At 30.3% G+C, this 15648-nt stretch carries 9 protein-coding genes and 1 pseudogene; 3 read left to right on the top strand and 7 right to left on the bottom strand.

Going from position 1 to position 15648, the window contains the following annotated elements; all coding sequences use genetic code 11:
• Window positions 1-6 precede the first annotated feature (6 nt).
• From KJS44_RS04255 to KJS44_RS04240, 4 genes are all read right to left on the bottom strand, one after another.
• Window positions 7-678, bottom strand: a complete 672-nt coding sequence (locus KJS44_RS04255; RefSeq protein ID WP_008689388.1) for an ankyrin repeat domain-containing protein — start codon at window positions 676-678, stop codon at window positions 7-9.
• Window positions 679-1173: 495 nt separating this feature from the next.
• Window positions 1174-1581, bottom strand: a complete 408-nt coding sequence (locus tag KJS44_RS04250; RefSeq protein WP_008689391.1) for an SIR2 family protein — start codon at window positions 1579-1581, stop codon at window positions 1174-1176.
• 269 nt (window positions 1582-1850) lie between these two features.
• Entirely contained in the window at window positions 1851-2741 is an 891-nt protein-coding gene (locus tag KJS44_RS04245) for a DNA adenine methylase (protein ID WP_213540209.1), read from the bottom strand.
• Between the two features lie 24 nt (window positions 2742-2765).
• Window positions 2766-5060 (bottom strand): DGQHR domain-containing protein, encoded by a 2295-nt coding sequence (locus KJS44_RS04240; RefSeq protein WP_008689393.1) that lies wholly within the window; start codon window positions 5058-5060, stop codon window positions 2766-2768.
• Between the two features lie 894 nt (window positions 5061-5954).
• Between KJS44_RS04240 and KJS44_RS04235 the strand changes: the two genes are divergently transcribed.
• The 3 genes and pseudogenes from KJS44_RS04235 to KJS44_RS04225 all read left to right on the top strand — a co-directional run.
• The gene (locus KJS44_RS04235; RefSeq protein WP_008689394.1) at window positions 5955-6644 is read left to right on the top strand and encodes a DDE-type integrase/transposase/recombinase; all 690 of its coding nucleotides are present in this window, start codon (window positions 5955-5957) and stop codon (window positions 6642-6644) included.
• Between the two features lie 6 nt (window positions 6645-6650).
• A complete protein-coding gene (locus tag KJS44_RS14715) occupies window positions 6651-6929 on the top strand; it encodes an integrase core domain-containing protein (RefSeq protein WP_081484678.1) in 279 nt (92 codons plus the stop codon).
• Window positions 6925-8169: pseudogene (locus tag KJS44_RS04225) on the top strand (ISL3 family transposase); the annotation flags it as partial. The gene KJS44_RS14715 and the pseudogene KJS44_RS04225, both read left to right, overlap by 5 nt.
• 1017 nt (window positions 8170-9186) lie before the next feature.
• On the opposite strand, the gene KJS44_RS04220 reads toward KJS44_RS04225, so the two are convergent.
• The 3 genes from KJS44_RS04220 to KJS44_RS04210 form a co-directional block, all read right to left on the bottom strand.
• On the bottom strand, window positions 9187-10425 hold the full coding sequence (locus KJS44_RS04220) for an IS256 family transposase (protein ID WP_008690391.1): 1239 nt from the start codon (window positions 10423-10425) through the stop codon (window positions 9187-9189).
• Between the two features lie 227 nt (window positions 10426-10652).
• On the bottom strand, window positions 10653-13661 hold the full coding sequence (locus KJS44_RS04215; protein WP_008689396.1) for a restriction endonuclease: 3009 nt from the start codon (window positions 13659-13661) through the stop codon (window positions 10653-10655).
• Window positions 13662-13675: 14 nt separating this feature from the next.
• Window positions 13676-15646: a site-specific DNA-methyltransferase gene (locus KJS44_RS04210; RefSeq protein ID WP_008689397.1), complete on the bottom strand. Its 1971-nt coding sequence runs from the start codon at window positions 15644-15646 to the stop codon at window positions 13676-13678.
• Window positions 15647-15648 lie beyond the last annotated feature (2 nt).

Here is a 15648-nt window from a genome sequence, read left to right as displayed (position 1 = left end):
ATCCTCCTACTTCAGGATCGGCTTAAGCTGAGCTAAGCAGTCTTCACGAACATAGTGAACAGCTTTATGGCCTTCTTTGTCGATTAAATCTTTATCCGCACCGTTTGCTAATAAGTCTTCTACCAGGCTGACATAGCCACCATATGCAGCACGCATCAGTGCTGTACAACCATTATTGTCACATAAATTAACATCAGCACCTCTGGTAACTAATAAGCGAATTACTTCTTTTTTGAAGGCAACGCATGCTTCCATCAATGCTGTTCTTCCTACTTCATCCTGGGCATTGATATTAGCGCCAGCATCTAATAATACTTCCACACAGCGATCATGACCTAGAAAAGCTGCGCGCATGAGAGCAGTTCTGCCACGATCATCGGCTTTGTTTACATCAGCTCCTGCTTCGATCAGTTTCTTACAAATGGTTTTATTTCCTTTTTTCGATGCGCCCATAATGGCGGTTTTTCCTTTATTATCTTCTAGGTTTACATCAGCGCCATTGTCTAGCAGCACACGGACAATGTCCTTATAATCACGTTTTGATGCACGCATCAGTGCAGTTCTGCCATCACCGTTTTGATAGTTGATGTCTGCACCTTTTTTAATTTCTGCACATACGGTTGCGAAGTCACCGTTTGCACATGCATCCCAAAATGCTTTGTTGAATTTCTGATCCATTTTAAGTTCCTCCTTTTATTCTATGGAATCGTAAGTGAATAAAAAAACGGACATAAAGCACGATTACTTTACATCCATTTTATGCCATGTTGAAACATACCTGCTTGCTACAGGTACGTCCTTGAGCGCTTTGTCTACACCTTGTTCTCTAACCATGTGACTCACGCTCCTTCCTTCACTTCTAGTATAGTTATATTGTATACGATTTTATGTTTTTTGCAAGCGATTTCATTAAGGTTTTTGTCTTTTTTTACATGTTGAAAATTCTTTCATTTTCCCTTATGCCAATCTTTCCAGTTATCTGCCGAATTTGCCATTTTGCTATCTTTTTATTGACAGAATTGCTATAGTTTCGACATATGCGAATGAAGATGGAAGGATATGATGCAATAAGTAAAGAAAGATGATACAGGAGGATAATGAAAAGTTTAATGCTAACAAAACCAAATATAATTTTTACAGGATTCTGTGTATTCTCTTTTCTGATATCGCATGTTATCTTTCATAATGATTTTTTATGTTACGCAAAACTTCTGGTATTTCATCAAAATCATCCACCCAAATAACGTTAATTCCCAAACTATTGAAATAATCATTCCGATTATGTAAATGAAAATTCTCATATAACTGATACGATCTTTGACCTTTTTCAATTGAAGGTGGTAACTGAATATTTTCTTTTTTCATGATGGCAAAATGTCTGGTAGCTGATTTACTATGGACGATATCCAATAATCTTCGCATATTAGGATCAGACAATGAACATCCGATAAATAAACATATATTCTCACGCAGCGCATTGACTTGTTTCATATTCGACCAATTGAAGGGATCATTGTATACCTTGTGATATTCCTCCTCAGAGAAAATGATATCATCCAAATCTATTTCATCAGGTGACATATCTTCTAGAATATCTCAATTTACTTTCACAGTAGGTTGATTTTCCACATTTTTAGTTCTTTATGAAAAGCAGAAAATCTAGGATAAGCGATTTGGTTGCCTTGCGGACTTGGAAGCGACTTATAAATAACAAAATAGTTATGATATTTTAAGAGATTATACTGTTTTTACATCAAATTAGATATACATATTAAGTTATTTATTTAACTAATGAAAGTATAAAGAATAATTATTTTTTGATAGATTAAATAGTATTTGAAAAATTCAACTTAAGAATCTTGCTGCATATCCTTATATACATAATTTAAATATCCTTCTTCAACAGAATTTAAATTTTTATTAGGGTTAACTTTTCTTATTATATCATTGACCTTCAAACAATATTTAAAATAATTTTTATATAATTCAGTAGAGTTTTTAGACTTTGACATTGATACCATAACGGAGCATTCCTTGAGAAAATTTTTTTCTAGAAAGCAAAGAAAATTTTTATGTTCAAATCTTTCGGCAGTATATAATATCTGATTTTTTGTAGATTTAGTTTCAGGTATATATGGTGGATCACAATAGATAAAGCATTGATCAATATCTTTAGCTTGTTTTATATCTAATAAAAATTTTTGATAATCCTCACAATAAAAATTAACTTTTTGGATCTCCATTGATAATTTAAGGAAAAATTCTTTATCAAAATATAATTTATATTTTTTTCCAAATGGTACATTAAATTTTTTATGTGAATTTATTCTATAAACTCCATTATATCCTGTCTTCATTAGAAACCAAAATATAGCACTTCTTGTTATAGGCGATATTCTATTTTCATTAAATTGCTTTCTCTTATCATAAAAGAATAATGCTTTAGATTCATTGCTTAATAATTTATTATAATCAAAAACCATGTGTTCAATTTTATTGCATAATTTATCAAAATTACTTTTTAAATCAAGAAAAAAATTCACAATGTTTTCATTAACATCATTAACATAATATTCGTCATATAAATTATAAATTAAAGTGTTAATTAGCACGATTCCAGAACCAAGAAAGGGTTCTACATAAATTTTTTTATCTTGATCAAACATTACAAGCATCTCGTTTAATAATTTTTTTTTAGATCCAGCCCATCTTAGAGGACTGCCATATACTTTATCTAACACAATATATCCCATCCTTCATAAACTTTAAGAATAAACTTTATTAGTTTCTTTTAAAAGATTTTTTAGCCAAATATAAACACTTTTTACAAATTCGAATTTCTCAAGAGTGATTGTTGATGAATGTTCAATTTTATTAGAGATAATGTGTAAATCAATTAGCCATTGAGTAGTTTCCTTTTTGTTTCCCTTTTTATCTATTGGGAATATAAATTTTTTATCAAAAACTTCAGTCCAATTTGTGCCATATATTAAAATAGCCTGTAAATCCTTAAAGTTGATAAAATCCCAAACCCCTCTATATTGACTTTTAGGTTTATTATAATTATAATTTGTAACCTTATTGGTCAAATTTAATACTACCTCTTTAGGAGCATAAGCCTCAATATTATCTTCGCCAAATGAGACATCTAATCTATTTTTAACATCTCTTTTCAAATCATGTAAAATAGAATCTATAAGTAGTAGAGCCTCTTTGGTATTTTCTTTATTTCTATCACCCCAATATTTTTCAAGACCATCCGGATTGAATGAACCATAGTGTTTATTAATTTCTCTTTCAAAAGTTCTACACATTTTAATTGGACCACCAGCGCCATATGAACTGCTTAACTCTATTTTGTCTTGTTCAGACGCGTTTAGCCAGTACTCTACTATTATTTTTAAATAGTTTTTTATTTCATAATATATTTTTTTAGGATTGTCTGACAATGGATTTATTTTATTTTTATCAGTTAGATATATAATTAATGAATTTAAAACTCTTATAAAACCAGATATAACATTATTTTTTACAAAAGCACTCTTGTCATCATTTGTTTTATTCCATTCATCTTCTCCTATTTCCTTTTGCATATAGGTAAGACAATCAACGATAAATGGATATAATCTTTCGTAAGTTTTGTCATTATTCGATTGATCAAATTTTCCATAAGATATTAAATTGTTGTTTTTATACTTCGATAAGAAATCACTTTCTTTAATCGCTTTGCTTAATGTTTCTAATGTAATACACCGTTCAGGCGTAATAGTATTTTCACCTACAACAACTCTATTATAAAGTGGTGAATTTCTATTTTCTCCTAACTCTCTTGATATTTTTAATGCTAAACCTTCTCGCATTTCTTTTGGATCTTTTGATTCGTATTTAAGATCTTCATCTAGTGTATTTCTTAAATTTTTCGGAACAGCTTTTTGATTTTCATTAATGTCCATAAATATTTTTATTTGCTCTTCTTGCTCTAAATTCTCAAAAGCAACCACAGGAATGGTGTTAGTCTCTTTATATTTTGTGTTTGAATAGCCATATAATCTATGCTGTCCATCTATTATATAAATACTTTTATAGGCTTGTGGTAAATGCAAAAAACCTAATTTAGATAAGGATGTATTATCTACATTACTTTTAACTTTTTCAAATTTCAAACCTTTTTTACCAGTCTCAATACTTACTATTATAGAATTAGGAAAATAGCCACCATTCTCAATAAATTCCTGTATACTCTTAAGCCGCTGTTTTTTGATAAGTCTTTGATACGTAGGCATAGAATCTTTATTAGAATCAGTTCGATGTAATACATATCCTAGTTTAAGAAGAGTTTCTGGCTCTATTGAAAATGAATAATAATTATATCCACCCATTTTACCAGAAATAGCGGGCACTACGTTATGTAATCCCTGTATCCTTTTATTAGCAAATAAATTGCCCAAAAGCTGATATCTTGCAGCATTTCCTAAATGTTCAGTTAATGCTTTATAATATGAAATTTTATCTTCATCAAAATAAGAGATATCAAATTCTTCCATTCTAACCCGATCGCGCTGACTAACATTATAATTTTTTGTGGAAAATATAATTTTGATCTTATGCTCTGGAAATTGTTTCCTAATTGCTGTAATCATTCCTTCGCTTTTTCCTTTTAAAGCCTCAATTTCAGTTTTAAAATCTTGTTTTTTATTTATAATTTCTGTTGCTTTGCATTCAATTAATATTACAGTCTCGTCATCGGCTGCAAAAACATCTATTTGCTGAGTTAAATTTTCTTCTTTGTTATAAGGTATACTAAATGATCGGTCTTTATTCATCATTTTGAAGCCCAGATTATAAAACAACATCCAAACATCATTCTCAAAAATTTCATCAAATGCCTTAATCTTTTTCATCCTAGTCTTATATTTGAATTCTTTATCTATTTCCCAATTTTCTTTCAAATAACCTTCAACAAGATTCTTATTTAAAGATTTGTAATAATATTCTTGTTTTCTTATCTTTTTAACATTATTTAGCTCAATGCCTTTAACTAAACTATCCTTCCAGTTCATAAGTATCCCCTCTATATGTATACTTAGACTGTATCACATTTTTAGAATAAAGACAATATGTACTATTTTTTAATTTATATATTTTCACTATAGATCAATATCATTTTACTTTTACATAAATGGAAAATTCAAGTCATATATTCAGATATCTAAAGGAATATCTAATTTCAAACGATTTAGAAAACGTTGTATTTCCGCATTGAATAGAAAAGTTTTTTCCAGTATCTCTGATTCTCTATGCACTGATAAATGCATAGTGAAAAAACGTAGTCCATATAAAAAATCATAACTAAATTGGCGTTTGATTTCGGCTATTATAAAAAGACAATCTCTAAGGTGATTTTCATCCCTTTTGATTGTCTTTTTACTTCACTTATCCACTCTAAAGTTTAAAGAGCATTTTCTTTAAACCACGATAAGTTTAAATGAGTATCTAAAAAAACATGGGAAACTGAAGTCCACCGCAAAAACATGTGGTGCTTCAGTTTTTTCTATACATTTCATGGGATTTTATGTTTTTATCATTTATAATATATCTTTGGTAAGGATAAAAAAAGATAGAAATCTTGGATATTTAAATTATCGTGGGGATAAAACCTGCCTCTAAATTAGGTTTACAAAGAGCTTACCTTTAAATTATTGTGGGATGGGTTCTTTTGTTCATTTCACAAAAAAAACTTTTGTTGTAGAATATCGTTGTAAAACATTATTCTTAACGAAAGGGGTTTTCCACTATGGATATTATAACAGATTTATTGAATATTCCTCAAGAAGATGTTTTACTCTTCCTCTTCTCGTGTTGGTTTACAATAGATGTGTTACAGAATAGGTTAACAAAAAGCAAGAGACTCGCTATACTTAAGTTACCACACCATCAGAAAGGAGATCTCTTGCATGAATAGTATAACTCAAGATATGCGTTTTCGTCTATCCATTGTTAAATTTTATAATCGTATCAGTGCTACTAAAACGGCTATCCGCTATAAAGTTACACGTCAATTTATTTATTTCTGGGTTTATCGTTTCAATGGCGATATCCATTCTCTTGCAGACCATTCTCATAGACCCCATCATCATCCTAATCAGCACACGGATACTGAAATCAAATGGATCAAGGATATTAGAAGAAGAAATCCTGATATGGGCTTGATTGACTTTTGGTTACGTTTGAAAGTACTTTACAACTATTCCAGGAGCGTTTCCTCCCTTTACCGTGTTATGCGCGCGCCCTCTATGTCCCCCGTTAAAAAAGCGCATAAGAAACGTATAAACAAGCCATATGATACGCCTACCGTTCCCAGTACTAAGATACAAATTGATGTGAAGTATGTTCCTACCTGCTGTCTTGTTGGAGATTTGAAAGGTACAAAACTTTATCAGTACACTGTGATTGATGAAGCTTCCAGACTTCGTTATCTTGCTTTCTTTGAAGAACATTCCACTTATTCTTCTACAAAATTCCTTATGGAATGTATCAAGTTCTTTCCATTTAAGATTCAATGTATCCAAACAGATAATGGATTTGAATTTACCAATCGTCTTGTGAGCGAGAAGAAGACGTTATTCGAAGAAACCTTGCTATAAAACGAAATAGTCTATCATCCAATACGGCCGGCAACACCTAGACATAATGGAAAGGTAGAAAGAAGCCATAGAGAAGATCAAAAAAGATTTTATGATAAAGCAGCATTTTATTCATTAGAAGATGCTTCATCTCAAATTGAGAAATACCTTAATAAATCAAATAACAGACCTACTAGACCTCTTGGTTATTTATCACCTATTCAGGGTTTCTTACCAATACGCTCATTGTGTGATACATCATTGACAAACCTACAATGTTTTATTCTCTTCCTCTTCTTGAAGTGAAAACGGTTCTTTGATTATCGACATTACTCTCGTATCTAAAAAGTTTAGCTGTCCTTCTTGTGGTTCTTCTTCTACACATGTTAAAGACTATAAAACTAAATCTATTACCCATTCTGCACTGAACAGCCGTTCTTGTCTGATACGCTATCGTGCCAGACGCTTTGCGTGCGCTATATGTGGCAAAACTTTTTTTGAATCAAATCCCTTCTTGCCTTCCAGGCATACTATAAGCAGCCTTACTGTTCTTAATGTGCTGAATGAGCTGAAAGAGTCAAATTCTACTTTCTCCAGCATTGCACGGCATAATTATATTTTTCCAACTAAGGCACAGGAAATTTTCGATCTTTATGTTCGCATAAAGCGTAGAACTTTTCCTAAAATCTTATGTATCGATGAAGTCTATGCTTTGAAGGATAATCATAGTAAATATGTCTGTCTTCTTCTTGATTTCAAATCTCATCAGCTGATTGATATGCTTCCTGAGAGAAAAAAGTATTCTCTTCTCAATTACTTTGAAAGTATTTCTGTAGGTGAAAGATCAAATGTCCAATACTTCATTATGGATATGTATCAGCCATATAGAGATGTTGTTCATTTCCGTTTTCCTAAAGCCAAAATTGCTGTAGACTCTTTCCATGTTATTAAAAATATTAATGATTCCCTGAATGCAATCAGGGTCCGTATTATGAAAGGATATAAGTCAAACACTGTAGAATATTATCTGCTGAAGAATTTCAACTGGCTTCTTCTTGAAAAAGAAGTACGAGAAGGTAAGCGCAGGTTCAATAAATGGTTAAATCAATATATCAATTATCCGCAGCTGCTTGACCGCATATTGGCTATATCCCCAGAATTAAAGGAAGCCTATCAGATAGATACCTTCTCTTCAATACATACAGCGATTTCAGTAATGCAGAAAAAGATTTCAATGAGATGATATCATTGATACGAAAATCTCATATGCTGAAATAGTAGTAATCTATAAAATGTTGAATAACTGGAAAGAAGAAATCATCAATTCTTTTATTCTCGTAGATGGAAGACGGCTGTCGAATGGCATCATGAAATCTCGTAACTCTATTGTAAAACTGATCAAGAAAACAGGTAATGGATATGTGAATTTCGCACACTTCCGTAACCGTTGTATGCACTGCATGAACAAAGATGCATTGTCTTGCCTCTCTGATGCTCAGCTTTCAATCAGAATGAAGGAAAGAAACGAGGTACCTATAAAAAATAACTATCATGCATACAATGATTGACATATAAAAAAAGAAGTAATTTGTTAATTTCTGAATCTTATTACTTCTTTTTTGAAACCCCACGTTATTTTAGAGCCCCTTTCTTTACTATTTATGGGGTGCTTTTTCCCCCATGGTATTTTATACCCCAAATTTTGTATACCCCCACACTATTTCAGATTACCATGATAATTAAGATGATTCGTCATTTACATATCTAATTCTGTCGATTATTACTTACACATGATTCTTCACATTCCCCCTATCTAAAGGCGATTTTTTAAAACACACTATTCAAATTCTTCATTGCGATCATAAATATTAAATTTATTTAATGTGCTACTGATATCAAATTTATTACACACAAAATATACTTAAATTCTATATAGACCGTTCAGAATGACTGATTTTTCCATATTCTTTCATTGAGTATTTCAAGATATTGAAAATATCTTCTTTGAGAATAAATTCATATTCAGGAGATAATCTAGTAAACATCGGTAACCCTTGAACATTAGCTCTGATTTCGGAACTATTTAAAAAATTTTCTATATAGTCTTGCTGTGGCGTAACTTCAGTTTTGTATACCTATCTGAATGAAATAAAGTAGAATCAAATGGAACACTTATTAATCGGATTGGCTGGTTATCAGTATTAATAAATTGAACAAGGTAATGGTAATCATTGTATGAGATTTTATCTACATATTGCCAAATAGATTTACATGATTTTTCCATATCGTAATATTACCTATAATCAAAAATTTAAGTAAAAGCATACTTGATTGTGTTAATTCTCGCAAAAAAGAAGAGGAAAGAATCAAGAAATTATATAAGCAAGAACAAAAGATAAATATTAAGTAGCCTGTAACTGTGAACTTTTTTATTAACTCACTTTCGCTTGGAGTATAGAAATATATTATGAACATTGAAACAATTGATATTATAGAAGTATTAAAATATTTTTCAAAAAAGGGTTTGTCAAGAAAAGTGTGTAAGTAAAATTGATTAAGACATCTATTTAAGATATTTTTCAATACGAGATGTAAAAATTTCATTAACCATAAGTTGATTCAACACTTTTGACCAATCGTGAATGGTTCCGTTATTCCATTTCTTTTCTAGCTCTGTACAGCGTAAGTATAATAATTTGAATAAGGCGTTTTCATTTGGAAAGGCGCCTTTTTTCGTTACTTTGCGAAAACTTGAATTGATCGACTCTATCGCGTTAGTGGTATACATAATACGTCGTACATCACTTCCATAATCATATAATTGTTCTACAAATTTGAAATTCCTTTTCCATACTTCAATAGCTCCAGGATACTGTTCCCATGTTCGACAAAAAGATTCAAAGGCTGCCGCTGCCGCTTTTAAATTTGGTGCCCCATATACTTTCTTTAATTCTTGTGTGAACTTTTTATAATCCTTACTAGGGACGTATTTAATGGAATTGCGGATCAGATGTACGATACATCTTTGAACAATGATCTTAGGAAATATTGCTTTGGCTCCTTCTTCCAGTCCACTAACTCCATCCATCGACATAAAGAAAACATCTTCTATCCCTCGTGCTTTCAATTCATCAAATATCTGCATCCAATAATTCTTACTCTCGCTTTCACTAAGCCATAATCCAAGGATATCTTTATGCCCATTCAAATCGTAGCCTAATATCGTGTATACAGCGCATTCTTTCGCCTCATAGCCACTACGCAATGTCACATACATACAATCTACGAACAAGAAGGCATAGCACTTCTTTAATGGTCTATTTCGCCATTCTTCTAGTTTTGGTAATATGGCATCTGTAATATCGGATACCATTTCATGAGAAATTGAAAATCCATAGATATCTTCTATTGTTTTTGATATATCACGTTGACTCATTCCTCGTGCATACATCGCTAATACTTTATCTTCTATTCCTGAAACATCTCTTTGTCGTTTTGATATCAGCTGTGGCTCAAAAGAGCCATCACGGTCTCTTGGTGTATCTATCGTGATATCTCCCTTTGTAGTATGAACAGTTTTTTGACCATATCCATTTCTACGATTCTGCGTTTGTTTATATTCTTTATTATTATTCTCATATCCTAAATGATGACTCATCTCACCTTGGAGCAACGATTCAAATATCGGACCAAAAAGTTCTTTGAGTGCTTCATCTGCATCTTCTGCTGATTGTGGATCAAATTGTTTTGCGATTTCTTGCGCGAGTGCTACTGTTTTTGGATCTCTTTTTATTCTTGCCATATGTTATTTCCTCTACTTTCTTTTATTGTATCATAAGCATATAAAAACTGTGTATCGTTAAGTCGTACGCTCTTAACTTACACAGTTTATTTTACACTCTCAACTGTGAACTTTTTTATTAACTCACTTTCGCTTGGAGTATAGAAATATATTATGAACATTGAAACAATTGATATTATAGAAGTATTAAAATATTTTTCAAAAAACATTTTCAGTATTTCTTTTATTTATCCACAAGAGCTTAATCCTTTCAGTGTTTTAAGTTCTTTTACAACTTCATATTTAATATCTGTATCAATCACTTCAAAATGCTTTCTACCACATAAGATTTTTTTCTTTTCAGATCCTTTAAGATCATTAATGTTCTCAGTACCCTTAGTTTCAGCCACAAAGTAAAGCTTCTCTCCTGTTCCAGTATTTAATACAATTGCCCAATCTGGATTATATGCCCCAATAGGTGTATCAATTTTAAATGTACTAGGTAATTTTGCATATAACAATACCTCATCATCATTCTCTGCTTCGATTGCAAAGTCTTTTTCTACAATTGAATCATAAATAACATGATCATAAATATTTTTATTTGAATTGACGTCTAATACATTACTATCTGAATATCCATATAATTCTTCATCATTAAAAATGAAATCTTGTTCATAATATTCATCATTTTTTTGATATTTGATTCCATCAGTTAGATTTTCCTTCTTAACCATTAATAAGATTTTAGATACTTGTTTAATAAACTGTTCTGGATTAGTATAGAATTCTGATAATCGCCCAGATTCTGCAATAATTTCAATAATGGTTTTTCTTAATAGTTGAGTAGCATCTTGTAAACGACGAATAAAATCAGGGTAAGAAGGCTTTTCAAATTCATAAACTGCACCTAGCTCTCTAACTTGGTGTCCTATATCTTTAACCCCTTGTTTATTAATTTCAACTTTTGTTAATTGACTATCAACTCTATCAGGTTTGATATGTGGCATATTTTGAATTTGTTCAATTGCTTGTTTTTTTAATTTCTCAATATCCATATTTACAGTATAAACTGTTTTTTGTTTAATTTTATTCCATAAAGTTTCAAATTCCGGAGATAGTCGAACTTCCTTATTAATTTTAACTGGTACTTTTCTAGCCACATCCTTAATTTCAATTTCTTTTGTAAGATTATCAATACGTTTTATCACTTTAGCTGTATAACTCTCAAATTTATCCGGTAGACTAAAAGTTCCTTCATGCTTTTCAGTATGATATTTAACGTTGATTTTACCTTTACTTGTCATGTATTCATTTTTTACAAGATAGTTAAAAATTTGTTGAGAATCTTCTTGTGTTAATTCATAAGTAGTTCCATCAATCTGTTTCATGCAAATTCCAGTAAAACTAATTGGTTCAATTATACCGAATTTAAAGTTATCAGATTCTAATTCTTTTTGTAGTGTAGAAGCAAATTCTTTATAAGATTCATTAGCGACAACACTTAAAACATTATACTTATTTTCTAATACACGTTCGCCATTTTGATTTACACAAATACGAAGACCACGGCCAACTTTTTGTCGCTTAGTCATAGTATCCTTGGTTTCTATTAAAGTACACACCTGGAAAACATTTGGATTATCCCAACCTTCTTTTAATGCTGAATGCGAGAATATAAAGCGAATAGGTTCATCAAAGCTTAGCAATTGCTCCTTATTTTTCATAATCAATTGATATGTTGTCTCATCATCTTTACTTACACCAGCTCCTATTGAATTTTTGATACGACCTTTTACATCTTTAGAAAAATATCCATCATGCACTTTATCAGCTTCTAATGAAATCTTATCAGCATAGTTTTCTCTTAATTTACGATATTTTGGAAGTTGAATTAATCGATTATATTCTTCTTCAAACCAGATAGCATAATCTCCTTTTTCATCTTTTCTATCGTAGTTACGATATTTAGCAACTTCATCAATAAAAAACAAACTTAAAACCTTAATTCCTTTTTTTATGTAGTGTAATTCTTTATTTAAATGTAGTTCTATTGTTTGACGAATTTGCGCACGCTTGATTACATTATCATCAACATCACCAATTGTTTCACCAATGTTTAAATATTCTCCATTTGAGAAAGATACTGATTCTTCACCCTTGAAACAATCTATATTATCAATAATATATCCACAATCCTTATAGTAATCAACTTCATTAGAAGTTTCCCATAAATCATCCTTTGTTTTCGCTGTAACTGCCTTTTTATCAATCACTCCCGTTTTCTTATTGTTTACATAAATTTCTATGCGGCAAGAATACGTTCCACCTTTATCACTAACACTCAATAATTTTACATAAGGTTTTGCGCTGACTTCATTACTTGTAATAGAAGCCACCTCAATATGTTTAACTAAATTTTCTTGATAAGCATCTACAGGAGTTAAACGATACATTAAGTTATACAACTCCTTATGTGTTGCAGAATAACGTAAAGTACATAATGGGTTTAATGAAGAAATTGCATCTTTTGATTTCTTTGTTCCATCTACTGATTGTGGTTCATCAATAATTACAATGGGATTTGTGCTTGCAATTAGATCAATAGGTTTATTCCCACTTAAACGATCACTTTCACGATGGATTAAATTTGCTTTATTCTCTTTTTCAGTATCAACAAAGCTTTTTCTAAATGCATCAATATTGATAATCATAATTTCAATATTTGTACTTGTCGCAAATTCACGAATACGTTCTAAATGACTAGAATCATAAACAAAATAGTTATAAACAACATTATCATATTTTTCTTTGAAATGTTCTTCTGTAGCTTTTAAAGAAGAGTAGACACCTTCTTTAATCGCAATACTAGGAACAACTATAATGAACTTGGTAAAATCATATTTCTTATTTAATTCTAGGATAGTTTTAGTATAAACATAAGTTTTACCAGTTCCGGTTTCCATTTCTATAGTAAAATTTTTATTTTCTAATGATTTTGTTCTTTGAATATCATTTTCTTCTTGAATATGCTGTACATTTTCAAGCATAGTAAAATCATCAATACTTACTTTATTTGCATGACCGGTAAAATAACTAACTCCTTCTCCAGTATACCCAGAATCCTTATTAAAGCCTTTATCGTTTGATACATCTATTGTAAATAATGAATTCTTTATTTCACAGCCTTCAAAGATATTAACAATAGAATTTACTGCATCAGTTTGATACTGTTGATTAACAAATTTTAACTTCATTTATCAACACCACCTTAAATACACTTAATATCTTCAACGCCAGCTTTTTCCAAATTATATTCAGCATTGATTTTATCATTATCGTTTTTAAATCCAGTTTCTTTGAAAACTACTGTTCTAGGTGATAATTCAGCAATAGCTTTAACATCATCTAATGTAATTTCATCTTCTAAACAAACAATCATATAACGTTTACCAACACGATACATTGTTTTTCCATTTATTTCTACTTCACCAGCACGCATATCAAAAATACCATACTTCAACATGATTTCATAAAGAATATCTTCTTTAGTCCTACCTTCTTTAAATACATCATTATAAAGATATAATTGTTTTTCATCTATTTCAATCTCATTATCCCAAGGTTGAATATTTGTAGAATCTAATTTAAATACTTTAAATCCAATATCAGTAGTGAACTTTTCATCACTAGACAATAATGTATCTTGTGGATGCACTTTTTCCCAATCTGCTTTAATTTGTTCACCAGCACGACGAATACGTTCTTTACCAATTTCACAGATATTTTTATATCCTGCTTTATATGCTTCAGACTTTTCATCACATAACTCTGGCAATTGAACCATAATGAATTTTCGATTACCATTATCTTTTTGATTAATTCTAATTACCGCATCTGCTAAAGATGAAGATCCTGAGAAAAAATCAAGAACAATAAAATCTTTACTATCAAACAAAGTTATTAAAAGTTCTAAAAAAGCGATGCTTTTAGAAGCTTCAAAAGGATAGTTATCCAGTTTAAACAATTGCTTTAAATATGTATTTGCATTAGTAGTTCTAAGTTCCATACTATAATCTTTCTTTATACCACATACAATAGCTTCATATTTTCTATTAACCAACTGGCTTTTTATCCTAATAGTATCTGAATAATTCTTTTCATAAATCTTGTCACTACCAAATTGAAGAGCGTCTTCCTGAAATAATTCGCTAAATTTTTTATCTGTATATGTATTTTCAATTAAAACACCTTTTCTACTAGAAAAATATCTTACATAGCCATGATCAAGCAATTCTTTTTGACAATTGTCTATATTTTCTTTTTTTATAACAATATCATGCTTTGCCGAATTATAATATACTACATAGTTTTTATCAGAGTTTACATTTTCTACAATATTATTAAAACTATTTTCTCCTACTAAAACTCTTTTTCCGCTATTATGAACATATCTACCATTTTCATCTAGTATCATGTCAGAAGCTTTTTTTGGAACATTTTCTACAAAATAAGAATATCTTATATTTTTTGCGTAGCATAGACAATATTCTGAACTAACAGATATAAACTTTGAATTTTTTCTTCCTTTAGGGTTATTTTCAACCGATAAGCATCCTATAAAATTAGTGTCTCCAAATATCTCATTACATATCTTTTTTAGATTTTCTTGTTCGTTATCATCAATACTAAGAAAAATAACACCATCATCAGTTAATAAATTCTTTGCTAGTAGAAGTCTAGGATACATCATATTTAACCAAACTGTATGATAACGTCCATTTGTTTCAGGATTAGATTTCATACTTTGTTTAGTTTGTTCTTTATAATTTTGTAAACTATTTTTGAAATCATCTTTATATACAAAATCATTTCCTGTATTATAGGGTGGATCAATGTAAATCATTTTGATTTTTCCATAGTAAGTTTTTTGCAGTTGTTTTAATACTTCAAGGTTATCACCTTCGATATAAAGATTTTCGGTAGTATCCCAATCTTTTGATGTATATTTATCTGGACGAAGTGTAACTGATGAAGGAGTTTGTGCTAATTTAATAGCAGCACTTTTGCCTTTCCAAGTAAATTGATATTTTTCTTTGCTATCATCTACTTCATCACCTAAGACTGTTCTCAATACATCAAAATCAATCTTTCCTTCAGTAACAGCATTTGGGAATAGTTCTTTTAATTTTTCAATGTTTAACTTTGTTAAATCTAAACTTTCACTATTTATTTTTTCCATCG

Source organism: Longicatena caecimuris (genome assembly GCF_018406465.1).
GTDB classification, from domain to species: domain Bacteria; phylum Bacillota_I; class Bacilli_A; order Erysipelotrichales; family Erysipelotrichaceae; genus Longicatena; species Longicatena caecimuris.
This window is presented reverse-complemented; position numbering and strand designations above follow the sequence as displayed.

What these genes read in the sequence shown, in the direction of transcription:
- KJS44_RS04220 (WP_008690391.1), bottom strand. Translation starts at nt 10,425, where the DNA reads ATGGCAAGAATAAAAAGAGATCCAAAAACAGTAGCACTCGCGCAAGAA.
- KJS44_RS04255 (WP_008689388.1), bottom strand. Translation starts at nt 678, where the DNA reads ATGGATCAGAAATTCAACAAAGCATTTTGGGATGCATGTGCAAACGGT.
- KJS44_RS04240 (WP_008689393.1), bottom strand. Translation starts at nt 5,060, where the DNA reads ATGAACTGGAAGGATAGTTTAGTTAAAGGCATTGAGCTAAATAATGTT.
- KJS44_RS04210 (WP_008689397.1), bottom strand. Translation starts at nt 15,646, where the DNA reads ATGGAAAAAATAAATAGTGAAAGTTTAGATTTAACAAAGTTAAACATT.
- KJS44_RS04235 (WP_008689394.1), top strand. Translation starts at nt 5,955, where the DNA reads ATGAATAGTATAACTCAAGATATGCGTTTTCGTCTATCCATTGTTAAA.
- KJS44_RS04215 (WP_008689396.1), bottom strand. Translation starts at nt 13,661, where the DNA reads ATGAAGTTAAAATTTGTTAATCAACAGTATCAAACTGATGCAGTAAAT.
- KJS44_RS04250 (WP_008689391.1), bottom strand. Translation starts at nt 1,581, where the DNA reads ATGTCACCTGATGAAATAGATTTGGATGATATCATTTTCTCTGAGGAG.